Origin of the sequence: Colwellia sp. 6_MG-2023 (assembly GCF_030547765.1) — a bacterium.
Classification (GTDB): domain Bacteria; phylum Pseudomonadota; class Gammaproteobacteria; order Enterobacterales; family Alteromonadaceae; genus Colwellia.
In genome coordinates, this window is record NZ_JAUOPP010000001.1 from 366771 (window position 1) to 386382 (window position 19612).

Below are 19612 nucleotides of genomic sequence, written 5' to 3' on the forward strand. Positions count from 1 at the left end.
GTTTGTTGAGTTTATTCGGTATTATCACCGTAAACTCAGTCTAATGATGCTTTTTAACTATAATAACAGTTTCTTCTCTTGTATAAGTATTGATCTATAAAAAAAATTAAGATATTTTTTATATTAGTAATGCTGTTTAATTCTGATATTGAGACTTATATGCGCGTTGTAGAACAAAGAGAGATTTTATTAGAGCGGCGAGTACTCAATGGTGTGCCAGAAAGTACTTTATGGGAGCAGCTTTCACTCGCTCAAAAATTTTCGGCAAGTAGTTTAACCCAGTTTGGATATGAGCTAGCTTATATTCGTTGTCGAAAAAATGGAAATGTTGCGATAATGCTTTGCAATGATAGTGCTGCAACAATTTCAGCTGAAGGTGAGATTGATTCGTCACCCAATATAATGGTTAGAAGCGAGCAATATAATTAACGCTATTATAATTTCTATTTTATATACGTTAAGGGTATTAAGTTTGCGTTTAAAGCATTTTTGTTGGATCACTTAGTTGCGAGAGAAATACATAAGGATCAATATCTTGAAAATTTGGGCTGTCGAAAGAGTAGACTATTGTAACGGAAAAATCGCCTAAATTAGCAAAGAAGCGTAATTTTAACGCTGACACTATTTTTTCGATCACTATTCTTACTTCGTCTTTATTTTGGTGAGGGAAAATTAATAGGTATTCCCCTTCTTGAATTAATCCCGCATTTTCAAATTCATTAATATGTTTAATGATAACGCTCGCTATTTCATTGTTCACTTCAGTTACTATTTTTTTATTAAATCGACGTGTTAGCTCTTGCCAATTACTAATAGCAATATAACCTAAAGTTAGCGGGTAGGCATACTTCCTCGCCATATTGAAACTTTTTTGGTAGATATGCTTTGTGTGTCTCGGTTTTGTAATTCTCTCGTTTGATTTCTCTATGGTTTCATCATCTTTTATTCTATGTATTGAGCGGTTTTTTAACCACAAAGATAGTATGAGGCAAAGCAATAATAAAATTGTACTGGATAATGCAAAAATAAGCATATGTTGTTGAATATAATTAAAAAGAGAAGGAGGCGATAGTTCACTTTCATCCGAGAGGTCTTCTGCTTGTTGTTGTATTTTTTTATTAGCAGTATCATTTTCTTGTTCATTATCATTGTAGGTTATTTGTTGATTCAATAGGTGATGATTTTCCGGTATAACTTGCTTTTTTAAGGCTTTACTATATCTTTCTTGCCAATAATAAGCTTTTTCCATATCTTGGTTATTATGATAAAAATCAGCTAGCAGTGAATATAAAATATTGAAACCATCGGTTAGTTCAATATTTATTAACATTTGCTCTGCGGCTAGTAATAAGTCGCTGGTGGTTTGTTTTTTACCTGTTAAGTTATTAAGTATTACTAATGAAGTGATTGTTTCTAAATAAGGCTTAGGCAAGTTATATTTATAAAATAGCTTTTTGGCTTTAAGCGTTTCAACTTTGGATTTAGCATAATACTTTTGTTGCAATAAGGTTAAACCTAACCCTTGACTAGCATAAGCTTCATAAACATTTGCTGACTTTTTCTTGGCATGCTTTTCTGCTTCCCAATAGGCATTATAAGCATCGTTAAATTGATTTAAGCGATAATAAGCATTCCCTAAATGATAATAAGTTTGTTCGATATTCTCTAAGTTATTTAAGCTAAAACGCAGCTTTAGAATATTTAGGTATATTGTGAGTGCTTTATGGGAGTCTCCTAAATGAAAGTTTGCATTAGCCAAAGTCGTTAATAGTGTTATATTTTTCGAAAGACTTGGATTTTTTTCGAAGATATATTCAACTTTTCCTAGATCCGCTAGCGCTTTTTCAAATTTATTTGATAAGGAAAAAGCAGCGCTGCGATAACTTAAGGCAAGTAATAAGCATTTAATATCTTTTGTTTGTTGTGATAAATATACCGCGTGCTTAGACTCTATAAGCAATTGTTTATAATTTTTTTTATCTAAAAGAATACTGGCTAACTTTATTTGTAAGAGTAGTGTTATTTTGCTGTCTTTAGTGCTTGCTATGCCATCTCGGGCGAACTGATAAGCGCTTTCTAGATCACCTTCATTACTGGCTACATTGGCAAGTAATAAATAAGTTTTAGCAATGGTTACTTTGGGGTACTGTTTTCTATTGAGTATGATTTCATTACTTAACTTTATAACTTCATTGTAATTGAGTTTTTCAGCATCTTGTTGGAAAAGCAGCGCTACTTGGCTAATCATTTGCTCTTTGGCTGACAATGTATTATCAGCAGATAACGCATTGAAATTCAGCGTTAATAGAAAAAATAATGGTATAAGTGCTTTTAACATAACTTTTATTTTAATTATTAACATGAATAAAAACACTGTGTTAGCAAAAAAGTAGTTGTTATTTTAACGTGATTAATCCTGCTTTGTCTGTTTTTTGTTTACAAACAACAAACAGTGCTTATAATGAAATTGAGCTTCTAAAGCTCGACAAAGGCAAATCTAGCGAAAGCTAGAGACGCAAAGTAACCGGTCTAATGGGAAACCTATGACAGCGGGACTGCCAAATTTAGATGTAGTGGGGGCTCTTCTATTTTACACAGCCTACTGTTATTTCTCGGTTTACTTTGCGTGGCTTCTTTGTTGACCATCCTGAAAGCTGTTTTTAGCTATTTTTTTGCTCGATTATATACCTATCAATAACTTTTTCTAGCATGCTTAATGGCATAGAGCCATTTTTCAAAATTTGATCATGAAAATCACGTAGATCAAATTTTTCTCCTAAAATTTGTTCTGCACTATGACGTAAACGTTTTATTGTTAATTCACCAATTTTGTAAGATAAGGCCTGTCCAGGCCATGAGATATAGCGATCTATTTCAGTTTGCACATTATGTAATGAGAGGGCGGTGTTATTTGCAAGGTAATCTATCGCCTGTTGTCTAGTCCAACCTTTAGTATGTATACCGGTATCAACCACAAGACGACAAGCTCGCCACATTTCGTAGGTTAAGCGTCCAAAATCTTGATAAGGGGTTTCATATATTCCCGCTTCTATGCCAAGGAACTCTGAATATAAGCCCCACCCTTCACCAAAAGCAGAGATATAGGTGCGATTTCTAAACTGTGGAACATTTTGCATTTCTTTGGCAATAGAGCCTTGTAGATGGTGCCCAGGCACAGCTTCATGTAAGGTTAACGCTGGTAAAGCATATAATGGGCGTCGATCTAATCGATAAGTATTTACCCAGTAATTACCAGCTTGATCATCGCGAGAGGGACCAGAATAGCGGCCGGTAGTGTACTTTGGTGCAATATTTTTAGGGACTTCAATTACGCCATAAGGCGTTCTTGGTAACCTTGTAAATAGTAAGGGCAATTTTGCATCCATTTTTTTGGCAATGTACGAAGCCTCTTTTAATAAGTCTCGCGGGGTCTTAGCGTAGAATTGTTCATCGGTGCGTAAAAAGTCAATAAAAGCTTTAAAGTCTCCATTAAAACCAATCCTTGTTATTATGCCATCCATCTCAGTTCGTATACGTTTAACTTCAGCTAAACCTTTTTGATGAACCTGCTCTGCAGTTATTGCTAGTGTGGTGTAGTGTTCAACACGGTTTTGATAATAATTTTTACCATTTGGCAATGAAGTCGCGGCAATGTTATCTCTAGCATTGGGTTGATATCGATTGACCATAAAGTCATAGTATTGCTGATAAGCAGGCATTACTTGTTCAATTAGAATTTCTTTAGCTTCGTTTTGAATGCTATGTTGAATGGCAGGTGCAACAAATACTGACATCTTTTTAAAAGGTGTATAATAGCTGCTGTCGGTAACATCTTCTTTTATAAATGCTAAAATAGATTGCTCAAAGCCTTTTAAGACAACTTTAGGTTGAGTAATTTTTTCATCTATCCCCAAATTCATCCAGAAAATTTGTTGCTCAAAGTAGTGTGGAATAGCACGCAACTTTGATAAATAATCTTGATAGTCTTGCTCGCTTTTAAGGTTAACTTGTTGGCTAATATTAGCAATCCACACATGAAACCCAGACTCGGCTGTAAGTGGCATATAATGTTCTTTATTAATGTAACTATCGAGTTTGTTTTTCAGCGTGTAAGATAAAACAGCATGGTTAATCTGATTGTCTAAACTAAGTTCATTTACATCAATACTCATTAAGTTATTGTATATATTTTGACGCTTTATATTTTCTTGCGCTAAAAATTCGGGTGACAAGTTTGGTAACCTTGCGTTATTTCTATCTGCCGGAGGTTTGTTAAAAGGGCTATTTTTTTGGTAAAACTGTTGATACGTTTGTATTAGCTGCAGTAATTGTTGATCGCTAGTCGTGATTTCTACTTCATTTTGAACTGGTGTTGTTTGGCTACAGCTTAGTAATAAAAGTACAAAAAGTAAGGTTAAGAGATTTCTCATTATGATCAACTTAATTAAAAAACACAGTGTAATGTCTTAGCATTGTAACTGAAATTAATAATAAATTTAGTAGATATTTTATCGTAAATACTACAGAATCAGTTTTACCTTAATTGAATAACATTTTGTTTAATGAGCAATTTGTTCGGTTAGTGGGTATAACAAATGCGCTAGGCTTAAATGATTAGTTTCATAGAGGTAAACCGTTGAAATATCAAGATTCTATAATGCAAGCAAATAAAACTATGTCGCAGGCAGTTACTCAACTGAACCAGTGGGATTTACCTGTGAACCCTATCAATTATGCTGTTAGTTACGAGTATTGCAAAAACAATAACCCGCTATTGATTGCTAATATTAAACACTTGCGTTTATCTGGCAAAGTGCTAGATAATTTTTTTATGGAACAACTTTATAAAGATTACTTTCTTGAGCAAAGTAAGTTTCGTAATGAAATTGTTTCAGATTTATCACATCTCTTTAGTCAAATTAACTCAAGTTATGAGCAATCTATCTCTGGCTCGCAAAGTTTTATCGACCAACTCGATGATTGTATTCCAGCTTTAATGTCGAATAATAAAAATGGTGTGAGGTTAGCAATTGCTAAACTTCACCAAGCATCAATGGCTTTTAAAAGCCAACAACAAAGATTAGTAGAACAAGTAGAAATATCTAAATTAAAAACACAAGAGTTAGAAGCTGAGCTTGAGGAAGTACGTAAAGAAATATATCTAGATCCTGTGACTGGTTTATATAATACAAAAGCTATGGTCGAGCATGTTGATACTTGGTTAAGTGAAGATGGCAATAAAAGTATTGCCGCTATTGTAATCAGTGTTGATCATTTTAAAATATTTAATGAGCGATTTGGTCCTTTAATTGGCGATGTTATTTTATCAAAAATGGCGAAAAAAATAGCTAGCTATGTTGATGTTAGTGGTTTACCTGTTCGCTCTGCCAGTGACGAGTTTATTGTGCTAATGCCTGATATTGACGCTGGTATCGCCAGTGAAATAGCGGAAAAAATAAAGCAAGGTGTTGATAAATTACGTTTTGTCAGTGTGCAGTCGGGTATTAGGTTACCAAAAATGAGCATTTCATGTGGTATTAGTGAAATGAGACATCAGGAATCTTTAAATCATTTTATTAGTAGAAGTCGTAAAAGTATCCTTCCTCAATTTAATTGCTAGATAACTGTTATTTATCTAATAACACAGACAAATCTTGCAGATTATTTTCAGAGAAAACCTGAATACCTTCCTGAGTTAGTATTTTAGTCGTTACGCCTTGACCAGGTACTTTTTGATTTGAAAATGAACCGTCATAAATAAGTGTACTGCCACAAGACGGGCTTGATTCTTTCATAATGGCAAATCGAATCTTGTGCTTACGGCATAATGTTAATGCTTGTTTTGCACCAAAATTAAAGGCTTCAGTAACATCAATTCCCGAAACTGTAATGACTTTATCGCTATCGGGTTGTTGCTCTGCTGGCTCTCTAGGGACCGGTAAGCCGCCAGAAACTTCAGGACATATGGCAATCAGACGGTTTTGTTTGTGCCATAAGGTTAGCAGTGGATGCTTTAATTGTATTGTTTCACTATTATAGCGAACCTTATCACCTAAAAAGCAACGGCTAATTAATATATGATCAAACATGATTTGTGAGCACACCATATAAAGGTTGAATGTGTGTAGTACTTATTTCATCTTGGGCGCTAAACCAGCAAGATTGGCTATAATAATCAAAATTTAGCATAAGTTCAGCATTTGACCATAAAAACCGAATATCCTCCCTATCTGCGCCTATGGTAGTTTCTTTTATCGAATGATTTGGTATTTTATTTAATAATAATTGACTAAGCGCAAGAATATCTTCTTGAAACCAAGTATTTTCAAATAGAACACTTATTTGATCATCAATCAAGTCAATTGATTGTATTTTAATCGGTAGCATTGAGTTCTCATTTAGTGAAATAAATTTAATTCATTTAGGTTGTTGGGTTTGATTAACGTATCATAATACCGTGTATATATACGTCAATTCGTTATATTGATTATATGATTAAACCAAAAAAACAACGACAGAATCACTTATTTTATTTATACTAAATTCAGAATATAAATTTAATATTTAAAGAGAGAGTATTACTATGAAAAAACTTATCCTCGCGCTTTCTACGACTGTATTGATGGCATCTCCTGTTTTTGCTGGTGATGCGGCTGCTGGTAAAGGTAAATCAATGGTGTGCGCGGCATGTCATGGTGCTGAAGGTGTTTCGGCTATTCCTATTTATCCTAACCTTGCTGGACAAAAAGAAGCTTATCTTGCAAAACAGCTAACAGATTTTAAATCGGGCAAACGTGATGAGCCTACCATGAAAGGTATGGCTGCTGCGTTAAGTGATGAAGATATAGCTGATTTAGCAGCTTATTATGCTAGCTTGAAGTAGAATATATTTATTAGTTTCTACTGTCCTTAGTTTATAAAAAAGCGCTTTTGAGCGCTTTTTTATCTTAAAATATGTAACTATAAAATATAACGATAGAGACTGTTCAAGCTTAATTAAAGCGAGTTGAAGTTATTTTTAATGGGCGAGCAGCTTAGGTGTTTTCTTTGATTAGCTCAATAAAGGCTTTACCGTATCGTGATAATTTGACATCACCAATACCACTAATGGTTAGCATTTGAGTAGCGTTTATTGGTTTAACTCTGGCTAACTCCGACAATGTAGCATCATTAAATACAATAAAAGGTGCAATATTTTCACTGTCGGCAATACTTTTTCTAAGTTCACGCAACTTACGGAATAAAGCTTTATCATAAGACTGAGTTTGATTTTTACTTTGCCAGTAACTGGCTTTTTGTAAACGTGGGCTCGCAAGCATTAATGGCTCTGTTGCTTTCAGTACGCTTCTTGATGCTTCTGTTAAGCAAAGGGCTGATTGTTGCTCTATATCTTGTTGTAGATAACCTAAGTGAATTAACTGGCCAATAATTGCAAACCAATAGCCAGGTGACTTACCACTACCAATACCAAATGTTGATACTTTATCGTGCTCTTGGTGTAATACTTTACTCTTCTTTTCACCGCGTAGCACATCCACCACATGGTTGATATCACCTTGCTGTTTGATACGAAAAACACAAGATAATACTTTTTGAGAGGCTTCGGTTGCATCGAATTGGCTAGGTGGGTCTAAGCAAATATCACAATTACCACAGCCTTGTTGTGTGTATTCTGCAAAATAGTTTAATACCACTTGTCTACGGCAGGTTTGTGCTTCAATAAAGGCATTCATTGCTCCAAAACGTTGCATTTCAACATTAACGCGTTGAGAATTATCACCTTCACTAATACGTTTTTTAATACGACTAATATCTTTATCAGCGACTAAAAATAATGCTTCTGCTGGCAAACCATCGCGACCTGCTCGGCCTATTTCTTGATAGTATGATTCTAATGTACGTGGGGGTTCAAAATGAATAACATAGCGCACATTCGGTTTATTAATCCCTAAACCAAAAGCAACGGTCGCAATGACTATTTGAATGTTGTCTTTAGTAAAGCTTTCTTGCACAAGTGCTCTAATGTCACTTTCTAATCCCGCATGATATGCCGCGCAATTAATGCCACAAGCAGCTAAATATTTTGATAGCTTCTCTACTTGCCAACGGCTATTACAATAAATAATACCAGAATCATCACCTTGCTTTTTTACATAACCTAATACTTGTTTTTCACCGTCATATTTTGGTGCTAACGTGAAGCGAATATTAGGCCTATCAAAACTGTCTAAGTGAATGTATGGGTTATTTAATGATAGCTGGGTGAGTATATCTTTACGTGTAGTAACATCTGCCGTAGCAGTTAATGCCATGACAGGTACATAAGGAAAGTGTTGTTTTAATGCGTGTAATTGCGTGTAAGCTGGGCGAAAATCATGGCCCCATTGAGAAATACAATGTGCTTCATCTATAGCAAACATACTCAGTGGTAATTCACTTAACCCTTGTAAAAAATAGCGACTAGTTAATCGTTCAGGCGCAACATAAAGTAGTTTGATTTTACCTTGTGATAGTTTTGAAAAAATATCATTAATGGTACTTTGATCTAAGGATGAATTAATAAAAGCTGCGGAAATTCCTTGATGTGTAAGGTTATCTACCTGGTCTTTCATTAATGATATTAATGGAGACACTACAATGGTCACACCGGGAAGTAACACAGCAGGTAGTTGGTAGCATAACGATTTACCACCACCAGTAGGCATCAAAACTAAAGAGTCTCGTCCTTGCATAAGGTTGTTGATTATTTCTACTTGGCCTGAGCGAAAGCTGTCGTAACCAAAATAGTGCTTTAAGGTATCAAGCAATAATTTTTGTTGATCAGATTCAGCGGCAGCAGGCAGGGTAACAGTATTCAACAGATAGTCTTTAATGATTTATAGTAATGCTTATTTTACCTGAGAGAAGGGGGCGTGACATCATTATTTTCCAATTTTGTAAAAATGATGCTAATCTAATTCAAACAAGTCAGACCAGCATGTGTTTGAATGAACGCTAAGGTGTATTTGAATGAATCAAGAAGAAATGTATCAACAAGTGACTACTTTTTGGAATGGTAATATGCCATTTAATCAATTATTAGGTCTGGAAATTACCCGTTTTAATGCACAAAAATCTGAAGTACGCTTCCCTTGGAGTGATAAACTGATTGGTAATCCAATACAAAAAATCCTTCATGGCGGTGTAACGGCGTCTGCACTTGATCTTGCCGGAGGAGCCGTTGTGGTTGCTAATATCATCGAACAACTTCCTGAAATTACCCCTATTACTATTGAGCAAAGTCTAAAAAAAATTAGTACAATAGATTTACGTACAGATTATTTACGACCAGGGCGAGGTGAAGAGTTTATTGTAACTGCACATATTATACGAAGCGGCAGTAAAGTTGCTGTAGCGCGTATGGAAATGCACAATGAACTTGGCGAACATATAGCGTTTGGTACAGGTACTTATATTGTTGGCTAGTACCACAAAAAATATAAATGTTAGGAATGTAAATATAATTACCTAACACTGAAATCTTCGATGTTGTGCTATGATACTGTTCTAGCTAGTTATTATCACAAAAGAACTCTATGGCACTTTCACAACAAAAATCATCAACAGGCAGTGGCGTCACTAATGCACTAGCAGCTTATTTTATGTGGGGGCTTGCACCAATATATTTTAAGTTGCTAATTGATATTGGGGCGGGCGAAATTTTAATGCACCGTGTTGTTTGGTCAAGTGTCTTTTTATTGTTATTAGTATTACTAAGCAAAAAACGGCTAGTACTAATGCAACTATGTAAACAGCCTAAAGTTATAGCCAAACTGAGTTTATCAGCAGCGGTATTAGCGGTTAACTGGTTGATATTTATATGGGCTATCAATAACAATCATTTACTTGATGCCAGCCTAGGTTATTTCATTAACCCATTATTTAATGTTGCTCTAGGTATGATCTTTTTTAATGAGCGTTTACGACGTAATCAGAAAATTGCCGTCCTTCTGGCTGGATTTGGAGTGTTTGTACAGCTTTTTACAGTTGGTTCACTTCCTTTGGTTTCTTTAGTGTTGGCAAGTACTTTTGCCATTTATGGGGTACTCAGAAAAAAAATGCACGTTGATTCTTTTGTCGGCTTGCTTATTGAGTCTTTATTGATGTTGCCTATTGCGATACTTTATTGGCTCTATTTTATTGACAGCTCAACAGCCGATTTAACCTCAAATAGCGCCTCATTAAACTTTACCCTAATAATGGCGGGTATTGTTACGACTGCGCCTTTATTGTGCTTTACCGCTGCAGCGAAACGCTTAACATTATCAAGTTTGGGATTTTTTCAATATATAGGTCCAAGTATTATGTTTTTACTGGCTACTTTTTATTATAAAGAATCAATGCAATTAGCAGAGTTTGCGACGTTTATTTTTATTTGGCTAGCTTTAGCGCTTTATAGTATTGATGCATATCGCACGATGAAAACAAATCAACTACTTAATACTCAATAGTCTTGCGAGTGCGAGGTTGTTATTGTGTATGAAAGTTTGTGGTTGATTTGGTTACTATAGTTGGTATTATTTTACTATTCTGTTGAGATATTAATAAAACTTTTTATTAATTGTAGGGCAGCGTAACGTACAACACTTTTGAAAATAACATTTTCCTGAAAAGGCTATATGAGCGCTTGTTATGCATAAAATCAAATCACCTACAGCAAACCAACAGTTATGTGCTGTTACCCTACTAGGTAATTTAGTTGCCGATCCTGACATTCGCTATCGCGCGAACCCTGTCTCAGCAATCACTGAAATTACGCTTGCCACAAGCGCTAAATGGTTAGATAAAAAAACAAATACATTTAAAGAGTGGACTAGCTACCATAATGTTAGAGTTGAAGGTGACTTGGTTGAACAAACCTTATTAAACGCTAAAAAAGGTGAGATTATTTTAGTGCATGGTTACTTAAGTCATATAAAATCTGGTGGCGATACAAAAAATACTGCTTTATCTATTGTGCATGCAAGCTTTATCCAAAAGTTTAATAAAGGCTATACGCAAACCATTAATCAAATTTTATGTAGTGCTCAGCTTAGCAGTGTGCCTAAATTAATCACGACACAAAACAATAAAAATTTAGCGCAAGTAACTATAATAATAAACCAACAGGATTATTCTGTGGATAAACAGTGCTGGTTAAGTCACCAAGTAGCGATAGAATTACAGGTGTGGGGTAAACAAGCACAATATTTGGTTGATAATGCAAAAGTGAATGATAGTGTTATGGTCGAAGGTAAATTGAGTTATTTAGCGACGGCGGATAAAAAACAATTTATAGAAGCTAAAACAGTCCACTTACTGTCTTAATTTATGTTGCCTGAATTCGTATTATTTTAACTAATACTCGCTCTACCTACATACTAGCAAGCCGCTTATATTATAGGATTTAAGCAGAAAACCCTTACAATATTAAAATAAAGTGAACAATTATGCATAGTATTTATGATTTCTGTAATTTAATTTGGCATAGGGTGTATGTCGCTATATTGATTATCAATTTAAGCTTGTTATCGGTTCATGCCTATGCGACGACCAATAATTATCAATTCAAAGCGGTAATGCAATTAGAGTCTAACCCAAATGAAGCAGTTCAATGGGCACAGTTAACAGCACACCCAACTAACACAAATCAATATTTTATCATTAGTAAAACAGGGCAAATGTTCTTTGTTGATGAGATGGCTGAATTACGCCAAGTATTAAGTTTACAAGATAATAATGCCAATGCTTCATCAATTAAGTTAACAGCTATGGCCTTGCACCCTAATTTTGCTTTGCGAGATCAATTAGGTTACGGCACCTTTTATACTGCTCATATTGAACCGTTAGATAAAAACATAGCAACTAAACGCATACAAGAGCGTGATAACAGTTTAGCGCTTACCTTTGATGCCGTAATTACAGAATGGCAATTTCACTCTAGCAAATATCAACAAGTAAATGTGAAGACTAAGCGAGAAGTGTTACGAATAGCAGTGCCAGATGAAAGCCTAATGATTAAACAAATGACATTTAATCCTTATGCTAAATCATGGAATGATGGCTTTGGTTTACTTTATATTGCGTTAAATGGTCAGTCTAAATGGCAAAAACCGCTTTATTCAGGGGCTATTTTACGTATAAACCCAGCAAAGTTTGGTTTACGAAGTTTTACTGTACCAAGGAACAACCCTTATCTAGCAGAAAATGAAATTGCAGACGAAATTTATATATTCAATGGGCAAGATATAAAGCACTTTACTTGGCCTGATAAAGGGAGGGAGGATATGCTACTTTCCCAGCTGCATAACAATAAGTCGGTATTATCTTTAATTAATATTAATCATAATTTACGAGAAAATAATGTCACAAACATTGTTTATCAGGGAGATAATATAGTTGAAGGTGTAATGATATATAGGGGGGCAGAGCTACCATCATTACGTAATAATGTATTAATACTAACGAGAGAGAAAAATAAAAACTGGCTGATAGAATCTTTAAAGTTAGCATCACCTGTTAATAAAAGTGACAAGGGAGAAAATAAGGCAAAACAAACATGGCAATTTTCTGCTGAACAATTACCGTACGATAGTGATATTGCGGTGATTAATAATAGAGATGGTGAAGTACTGATTATAGATAAAACTTTAGGCAGTATCTTTCAAGTATTTAAAGCTATGGTTCAACCAAAGCTACCTCTAGAGCAGGAGGTTATTTCGATAGCAGCTGAAAGCGAAGCAAGTTATCACTTATATATTCTATTATTCATACTATTGATTATTATCGGAAGTAGTATTTACTGGTTTAAGCGTAATAATATATCAGCAAAAGCAATAGTTAGAAAACAATTTTCGCAGTTAGAGTTAAGTGAATCGAAACAGCAAATAGGTTTGTATCATCGACATCAAAAGACAGTAGATACTATTATTAATATAAATGATATCAATAATTTGGAAATAAAATTAAATGGCGAGACAATTACCCGTGTTAGTCGAGAAAATGATAGTGGTTTTAATGATGCTAAAGAGCAAAATTTGCGTATTGCATTGAATAAAGAAAAAACAGATAAAATGGTGGATGACAAAATCAGGCAAATCAATTTGTTATTTACGGATACTCAGGGGAAAAACTATACTGTTTGTTTATATATGCGCAAAGGTAGCGCTCGGGTTACCAAAAAGACATATTCAGCTGTTATTGAAGATTTAATTGATTGGTGTTGGTTAATTGCATTATCACTGAATCCTGACGATACAGGTATACGAAAGCAAAAATCGCCTGTATCGACCAAACAAATAAAGAGTACTGTTGAAAAAAAATCTCATCTCGCTTCATTACATGAGCAAGCAGCATCAAATCGCTTATCTACTTATCAAACGAGATCTGTACCAGAAGTGCCTACGGATAATGTAGAGAGCACATATAAGCCTTCAGTGTTAGATAACGACAAGAGAGCCACTGATAACCCCCAACAAGACAGGGTTGTAGATAGCGTATTAGTGAACGCACTAGAGAAGCTAGTAGAGTTAAGAAAACAAGGTTTTTTAACGCAAGAAGAGTTTACTGAAGCGAAGAAAAATGTATTGGGTAGTTTATCTGATTAGTATCAATGATATAGGCTGCTGTGACTAATACTTAGTTTGGCGTTTTTTAGTTCTAGAAAAAGAAGAATAACGAGTAACATTATGATAACTCGTTATTCTTTTTATTATATTACTTAATTGTTAGTAGATAATTAATTAAGTTTTTATAATCTTCTTTTGGGTTACTTTTATCTAAAGCACCTGAATTAACACGGTATTTACCATTTACTATTACCGTTGGTACGCCAGTTAATGCGCGTTTTTGTGACATTACATCTTGGTGTTTTTTCATGGCTTTAGCATGAGCGTTTACGCTAAAGCTTTTTGATAACTTATCAAATTGTTCACCGTCAGCACCGTTTAAAACAAAAATATTACGCAGATCTTTTTCAGTTGTAATAGTAGCGCGTTGAACATGGATGTAGTTAAATATCGCGCCAATATACTTGTCACTATTTTCTAACTGCTCTGCAATCGCAATACTTTTTGTGATCATTTGTTGAATTGTTGGTGATACACCACCAAGAAAATCAACGTGATTACGTTCAAATTTTACATTATCAGGTAACTGTTTTTTAATGTCATGCATAATGGGTTCAAACTGAAAACAGTGACCACAATAAACAGAAAAGTATTCGCGCACTTCTACATTAGTTGAAGCCGTTTCGCTCACTTTAGTGTATTGATCTCCTTCAGTATATTTTGCAGCGTTAGCCGTTATTGATAAGGCTAAAAGTGGCATTAATAACACCATAAATAAGCGATGGATTTTTTTCATTACTGTATTCCTAATTTATTATAGTTAATCTAGCTTAAATCAACGGGGATCTCTTGTCGATAAGCTTTGAATTCTAATTAGTTGTATCAAGTGGGTGATAAACTTAATGCTGGCTGTTGTAGCGCCCACATCTGTTCTTTAAGCATGAGTATTTGCTGTTCCCAATACTTTTCTGTATTAAACCAAGGAAAATTTCTTGGGAAAGCGGGATCTTGCCAACGTTTACACAACCATGCCATATAATTAACTACACGCATAGTTCTTAATGATTCTATCAAAGTAAGTTGTGAAGATTCAAATGAAAAGAACTCTTCATAGCCCATTAGTAGGGTATCAATTTGTAACAATTGTTGTTGACGGTCTCCCGAAAGCATCATCCATAAGTCTTGAATCGCAGGCCCCATACGGCAGTCATCTAAATCTACAAAATGAGGCCCTTCATCACGCCATAAAATATTGCCCGCATGACAATCTCCATGTAAGCGTATTTGCTGCTTTACTTGATATTGGCTGGCAGCCATATCAATTACTTGTTCTAATATGGTGAAGAAAGGCTTAAGTAAGCCTTGTGGCACAAAGCCGCTTTGCTTAATAATATCACTGGCTTGATAAAGCATCTCATCAGTATTAAAGCTCGGCCTATATTCAAAAGGTTTTTGTGCGGCTACGGCATGAATACGCCCAACAAAGCGTCCCATCCATTCTAATTGGTCTAAGTTATCAACTTCAAATATTCGGCCACCGCGGCAGGGGAATACGGCAAAATGGTAACCCTGATGTTCAAATAAGCTTGTGCCATTTTTTTTAAGTGGCGCAACGATGGGAAGTTCTTGCTCATCAAGTTCAAAAGAGAAGGTATGCTCTTCTTGAATTTGAGCTAATTCCCAACGCTGCGGTCGATAAAACTTAGTAACATACTTAGTTAAATTTTCATCATGAAATTGATAAACACGATTTTCATAACTGTTAAGTGCCAATAAACCGCTGTCTACGCTAAAACCTGCACTCTCCAAACCATCGATGATAGTGTCAGGAGAAAGCGATTTAAAATCAAATTGTGCCATGAGTACTCATTTATTTATATTATTACCTAAGCGGGCTTCTTTAGCGTTTGTTAAAAAAGCGGCTTTCACTTTCAACTTTTACATCATCTTCAGGTGAAATCTGCTCAACAGTAAAGGTAATGTCAGTCATAAAGCCTTCTAATTCATAAGGATCTACTGAGATGCTTATTGGTAATGTATATACAGTGGCTGCTTCAACAAAAACTTCTTGTTTACCATGCCATTGGGTATTTTCAATACCGTTTACAGACAGTCTATAGGTATTGTCCGTTTGTGACATATTAAGGATCTTTAACGTGTATACGTTTTCTATTTCACCATTAAAATTCTCTTTCGCTAGCTCTGTTCTATCTCTAATTATGTCGAGTGATAATGGTACGCGATTAACTATTTCTAGTACTAACATGGTACTCATTATAACTAGAACAATGGCATAACCAATTAATTTTCCTCGTAAAAAATGAACTTTTTTACCCTTGAGTTCATGCTCTGTTGTATATCGTATAAGGCCTTTTTCATAGTTCATTTTCGCCATCACGCTGTCGCATGCATCAACACATGCTCCACAGTTTATACATTCATATTGTAAGCCGTTACGTATATCTATGCCGGTAGGACAAACTTCGACACATAAGTTACAATCAATACAATCACCTAGGCCTGCTTCTTTAGGATCTTGCTTTCTTGATCTTGCACCACGATTTTCACCTCTCGCTTTATCATAAGAAACGGTTAATGTATCTTTGTCGAACATCGCAGATTGAAAGCGTGCATAAGGACACATATGTAAACACATTGTTTCGCGCATCCAACCAGCGTTACCGTAGGTCGCAAAAGTAAAAAAGGCTAACACTATTGCCATCGTTACTGTGGTATTTAGTGTAAATATATTAACAACTAACTCATTCATTGGCGAAAAATAACCAGCAAATGTTGTTGCTGTAAATAATGAAAATAATAACCAACTCGTGTGTTTTAGTGTTTTTTTCCAAAATTTATTGGCATTCATTTTTTGTTTGTCGAGTTTTCTACGCTGATTAGCGGTCCCTTCTATTTTTTCTTCAAACCAAATAAATATGAAAGTCCATACTGTTTGTGGGCACATATGTCCGCACCAAACTCGACCTAAAAATGTGGTGACAAAAAACAATAAAAATGCACCAAAAATAAATAACCAAGCTAATAATGTTAAATCTTGTGGCCAGAGTGTCAGGCTCCACAAAGTAAAGCGTTGCTCACTAATATCAAATAAAACAGCTTGTTGACCATTGTATTGTAGCCAAGGAAGTAGTGCGAAAAAAGCAAAGTAAACTAAGTTTGTTCGTTGCCTCAGCTTTTGAAAAAAACCAGGACTTTTTCTAACGTAAATTTGGTCGCCGGGCTTATAGCGCTCTTTACTATTCTTAGCTGGGTGAATTTTTACATTAGTAACGGGTATTTGAACAGAGCTAGGTGATGCTGGCTTTTCGTCAATGCTCACGATAAATCCTTAGAAGAGAGGTTTGAATTAGTCTAAAAATAATTATAATGTTATTGTCTGTACAATAATAACATAAATTAGCTCATACTAATATACGGAATCTCATGAAAAATATATTGATCTTGATCGTGACTGCGGCAGTTTTTTTGCATTTTTATCCGCAGCCTGAGGTAACTAAATTCTATAATGATACCAAAGCAACACTGGTAGATAGTTTTACAGAATTTAGCGACACTAATGTGCGTTTAAAGGCCGATAAGGTGTTAATAGATTTACAACCGGAATTAAATAACTTTTCGGTTGAAGAAGTTGATGCTTTAACAGAGATAACATCCTCTAGAAAACGTGTGAATGAGTTTTATCAAGACTACTGTAAAGATACTAAAAGAAGTACTGTATTTCATCCTAACAACCAAGCTAAAGTATGTAAGGCGATAAGTAAGTATGAAAGTATACTTTAGGTGCTTTTAGCTTTAGCTTATTAAGCTGATAGCTTTGTTAATAGTTGGGCAAATTTATCAGCACTGACTTGTTCTTTTGGGTGCCGGCCATCTAGCACCACCCAGCTACCATTAACCATAACATCTTTAATTGTGTTGTGCTGGCTAGCAAAAATAATGCTGTCTAGTAAATATTGGTTTTTATTGGCAAATAGAGCAGTTTTGTTGTCGTCGATCACCAGTAAATCAGCTTGTTTACCTATTGATAATACGCCAGTGTTTGAATTTGTGCTTTGTGCACCACTAGCTGCTGATTTTTGCCATAAACTTTGTCCAACAGAAGCAACGTTGGTTGAGGTAATGAGTGCTCTTTGTTGCTTAATTAACCGTTGGGTGTACTCTAGCCAGCGTAGTTCCTCAATGGGGCTAACAGAAATATGGCTATCAGAGCCTATAGCGAAAGAACCCCCTAAAGCGAGAAAATCTGTTGTTGGAAAAATACCATCACCTAAATTTGCTTCTGTTGTTGGGCAAATACCCACCACAGCGTTGTGGTCTATAATACCTTGTTGCTCTTTTTCATTTATATGTGTTGCGTGTATTAAACACCAACTTTCATCTATTTTCATGTTATTGATTAACCACTCTACCGGGCGTTTGGTATAGTAATTTAAGCAATCATTGACTTCTTGTTGTTGCTCAGAAATATGAATATGAATAGGTGCTTTAGCATCTAATGAACGTACATGATCAACTGCTATCGTCATTGCCTCTTTATCAACAGCACGTAATGAATGTGGTGCTATGCCAATATTGCTATTTGGGTACTCTTGGCTTAATTCATAACAATCACTTATTAATTGATTGAATTGTGTTGTGGAATTAATAAAGCGTTTTTGCCCTTCGGTTGGTGTTTGCTGACCAAAGCCTGAATATTGGTATAAAACAGGCAATAAGGTTAAACCGATCCCCGAGTGTTGAGCGGCATTAAAAATAGCCTGCGCCATTATTGCTAACTTGGCTTGGGATTGATTTTTGCTATGAGAGTGACCATCAATATCATGATGTAAATAGTGAAATTCAGCAACGCGTGTATAACCAACTTTTAACATTTCAATATACAATTGCTGTGCAATTATTTCGGTGTCTTCAGGAGTTAATTGTGCAAGAAACTTGTACATTATTGTACGCCAAGTCCAAAAGCTATCTTTACCTTCGCTACCTTGTTCGCTAAAACCTGCAAAAGCACGTTGAAAGGCGTGAGAATGACAATTAATCATTCCTGGAATAACAGCTCCTTGAAATACTTCCGCTTCATGATCCTGACCTGAAGTAATGGCGATAATAATGCCATTGGCAATAGTTAGTGTTTTATCGGTCGCCCAACCATCGCTTAATAGAATATTTTTTGCATAGTATTTTTTCATTTTTATTCTCATTTAACCTTACTATAAATCTTGCGTTGTGAATTCGGCTAGGCATTGGACAAATTTTTTCAGTTGTTCTTTTACATTATTAGCTTTTTGTTCGTTATAGTGATTGCTGGGTTCATCTAAATAAGTACTTTGTGATAGTTCAAGCTGAATTGCGTGAATGTTATCTTTTGGGTTGCCATAAGCACGGGTAATATAGCCGCCTTTAAAGCGACCATTAAAAATAGTGCTAAAAGGGCTTAAGTCCAGTTCTTGTATTTTATCTATTAAGGCTTGGTCGCAGCTTGTCCCATCAGCGCTGCCAAAATTAAAATCCGGTAAACGTCCTGAAAAAAAGCGAGGAACCTGCGATAGAATTGAATGAGCATCTAACAAAACCACCCTTTTATAGTTACGTTTAAGGTGCAACAACGTTTCTGCTAACACTTGGTGATATGGTTGCCAATAATTTTCGATTCTGCTGGTTATTTCTTCTGGCGTTGGATTGTTACCGTCATGGTAGAGAGGAGATAAGTCGAAAGCGGTTGTTGGACATAATTCGGTATTATCGGCACCAGCGTATAAAGCGACACCACTTGGACTTCTATTTAAATCAATAACATAACGACTATACTTTGGAATCAATGTATAAATGCCCATTGCCGTGGCGAAGTCGTATAGCTTGTCTATATACCAATCAGTATCGGCAACATTGTGTCCATTTTCTGTCATATTATTAGCAATATGCTTGGGTATTAGTTGACCATTATGCGGCATACTAATTAGCATACCTATATTACCTGAAGTTAAGGAATAACTAGCGTTCATTGTAGC

General features: G+C 35.3%; 18 protein-coding genes and 1 riboswitch. Of the genes, 8 read left to right on the plus strand and 10 right to left on the minus strand.

The annotated features are described in order from the left end of the window. Positions 1-159: 159 nt before the first annotated feature. Positions 160-429 carry a hypothetical protein gene (locus Q4503_RS01550; RefSeq protein WP_215971878.1) on the plus strand — a complete coding sequence of 90 codons (270 nt, stop codon included), beginning with the start codon at positions 160-162 and terminating at the stop codon, positions 427-429. Between the two features lie 49 nt (positions 430-478). Here the strand turns inward: Q4503_RS01550 and Q4503_RS01555 are convergent, their stop codons facing one another. Together Q4503_RS01555 and Q4503_RS01560 are read right to left on the minus strand one after the other, a co-directional pair. Continuing rightward, positions 479-2338, minus strand: a complete 1860-nt coding sequence (locus tag Q4503_RS01555) for a tetratricopeptide repeat protein (RefSeq protein WP_303601218.1) — start codon at positions 2336-2338, stop codon at positions 479-481. A 142-nt stretch (positions 2339-2480) separates the two neighbouring features. Continuing rightward, a riboswitch (cyclic di-GMP riboswitch) is annotated at positions 2481-2563 on the plus strand. 97 nt (positions 2564-2660) lie between these two features. Further along, positions 2661-4430, minus strand: coding sequence for a DUF885 family protein (locus tag Q4503_RS01560; protein WP_303601219.1), 1770 nt, complete (start codon positions 4428-4430; stop codon positions 2661-2663). A 227-nt stretch (positions 4431-4657) separates the two neighbouring features. Between Q4503_RS01560 and Q4503_RS01565 the strand changes: the two genes are divergently transcribed. Then, on the plus strand, positions 4658-5620 hold the full coding sequence (locus tag Q4503_RS01565; protein ID WP_215971882.1) for a GGDEF domain-containing protein: 963 nt from the start codon (positions 4658-4660) through the stop codon (positions 5618-5620). Positions 5621-5627: 7 nt separating this feature from the next. Here Q4503_RS01565 and Q4503_RS01570 read toward each other — a convergent pair whose 3' ends face one another. After that, the gene (locus Q4503_RS01570; RefSeq protein ID WP_215971883.1) at positions 5628-6089 is read right to left on the minus strand and encodes a DUF523 domain-containing protein; all 462 of its coding nucleotides are present in this window, start codon (positions 6087-6089) and stop codon (positions 5628-5630) included. Next, positions 6082-6387, minus strand: coding sequence for a DUF3630 family protein (locus tag Q4503_RS01575; RefSeq protein WP_303601220.1), 306 nt, complete (start codon positions 6385-6387; stop codon positions 6082-6084). Before Q4503_RS01575 ends, Q4503_RS01570 begins: the two co-directional genes overlap by 8 nt. A gap of 196 nt (positions 6388-6583) precedes the next feature. Between Q4503_RS01575 and Q4503_RS01580 the strand changes: the two genes are divergently transcribed. Next, positions 6584-6883, plus strand: a complete 300-nt coding sequence (locus Q4503_RS01580; RefSeq protein WP_215971885.1) for a cytochrome c — start codon at positions 6584-6586, stop codon at positions 6881-6883. A gap of 151 nt (positions 6884-7034) precedes the next feature. Here Q4503_RS01580 and recQ read toward each other — a convergent pair whose 3' ends face one another. Further along, positions 7035-8843, minus strand: a complete 1809-nt coding sequence (gene recQ, locus Q4503_RS01585) for a DNA helicase RecQ (RefSeq protein ID WP_303601236.1) — start codon at positions 8841-8843, stop codon at positions 7035-7037. 166 nt (positions 8844-9009) lie between these two features. Here recQ and Q4503_RS01590 point away from each other — a divergent pair, with 166 nt between their 5' ends. From Q4503_RS01590 to Q4503_RS01605, 4 genes are all read left to right on the plus strand, one after another. After that, on the plus strand, positions 9010-9465 hold the full coding sequence (locus tag Q4503_RS01590) for a thioesterase family protein (protein ID WP_215971886.1): 456 nt from the start codon (positions 9010-9012) through the stop codon (positions 9463-9465). Positions 9466-9575: 110 nt separating this feature from the next. Continuing rightward, positions 9576-10490 (plus strand): EamA family transporter RarD, encoded by a 915-nt coding sequence (rarD, locus tag Q4503_RS01595; protein ID WP_303601221.1) that lies wholly within the window; start codon positions 9576-9578, stop codon positions 10488-10490. 181 nt (positions 10491-10671) lie between these two features. After that, positions 10672-11346, plus strand: a complete 675-nt coding sequence (locus tag Q4503_RS01600) for a single-stranded DNA-binding protein (protein ID WP_303601222.1) — start codon at positions 10672-10674, stop codon at positions 11344-11346. A 122-nt stretch (positions 11347-11468) separates the two neighbouring features. Continuing rightward, complete coding sequence (locus Q4503_RS01605) at positions 11469-13625, plus strand: SHOCT domain-containing protein (RefSeq protein ID WP_303601223.1); 2157 nt, start codon at positions 11469-11471, stop codon at positions 13623-13625. Between the two features lie 109 nt (positions 13626-13734). Here Q4503_RS01605 and Q4503_RS01610 read toward each other — a convergent pair whose 3' ends face one another. The 3 genes from Q4503_RS01610 to ccoG form a co-directional block, all read right to left on the minus strand. Then, positions 13735-14382: a thiol:disulfide interchange protein DsbA/DsbL gene (locus Q4503_RS01610; RefSeq protein WP_303601224.1), complete on the minus strand. Its 648-nt coding sequence runs from the start codon at positions 14380-14382 to the stop codon at positions 13735-13737. A gap of 86 nt (positions 14383-14468) precedes the next feature. Beyond that, the gene (locus tag Q4503_RS01615; RefSeq protein ID WP_215971891.1) at positions 14469-15446 is read right to left on the minus strand and encodes a serine/threonine protein kinase; all 978 of its coding nucleotides are present in this window, start codon (positions 15444-15446) and stop codon (positions 14469-14471) included. A gap of 40 nt (positions 15447-15486) precedes the next feature. Beyond that, on the minus strand, positions 15487-16926 hold the full coding sequence (gene ccoG, locus Q4503_RS01620) for a cytochrome c oxidase accessory protein CcoG (RefSeq protein ID WP_303495844.1): 1440 nt from the start codon (positions 16924-16926) through the stop codon (positions 15487-15489). A 146-nt stretch (positions 16927-17072) separates the two neighbouring features. Between ccoG and Q4503_RS01625 the strand changes: the two genes are divergently transcribed. Continuing rightward, entirely contained in the window at positions 17073-17387 is a 315-nt protein-coding gene (locus Q4503_RS01625) for a hypothetical protein (protein WP_303495846.1), read from the plus strand. A gap of 20 nt (positions 17388-17407) precedes the next feature. Here Q4503_RS01625 and Q4503_RS01630 read toward each other — a convergent pair whose 3' ends face one another. Continuing rightward, positions 17408-18793 (minus strand): formimidoylglutamate deiminase, encoded by a 1386-nt coding sequence (locus Q4503_RS01630; protein WP_303601225.1) that lies wholly within the window; start codon positions 18791-18793, stop codon positions 17408-17410. Between the two features lie 21 nt (positions 18794-18814). Beyond that, entirely contained in the window at positions 18815-19606 is a 792-nt protein-coding gene (gene hutG / locus Q4503_RS01635; protein ID WP_215973647.1) for an N-formylglutamate deformylase, read from the minus strand. Between the last annotated feature and the right edge of the window lie 6 nt (positions 19607-19612).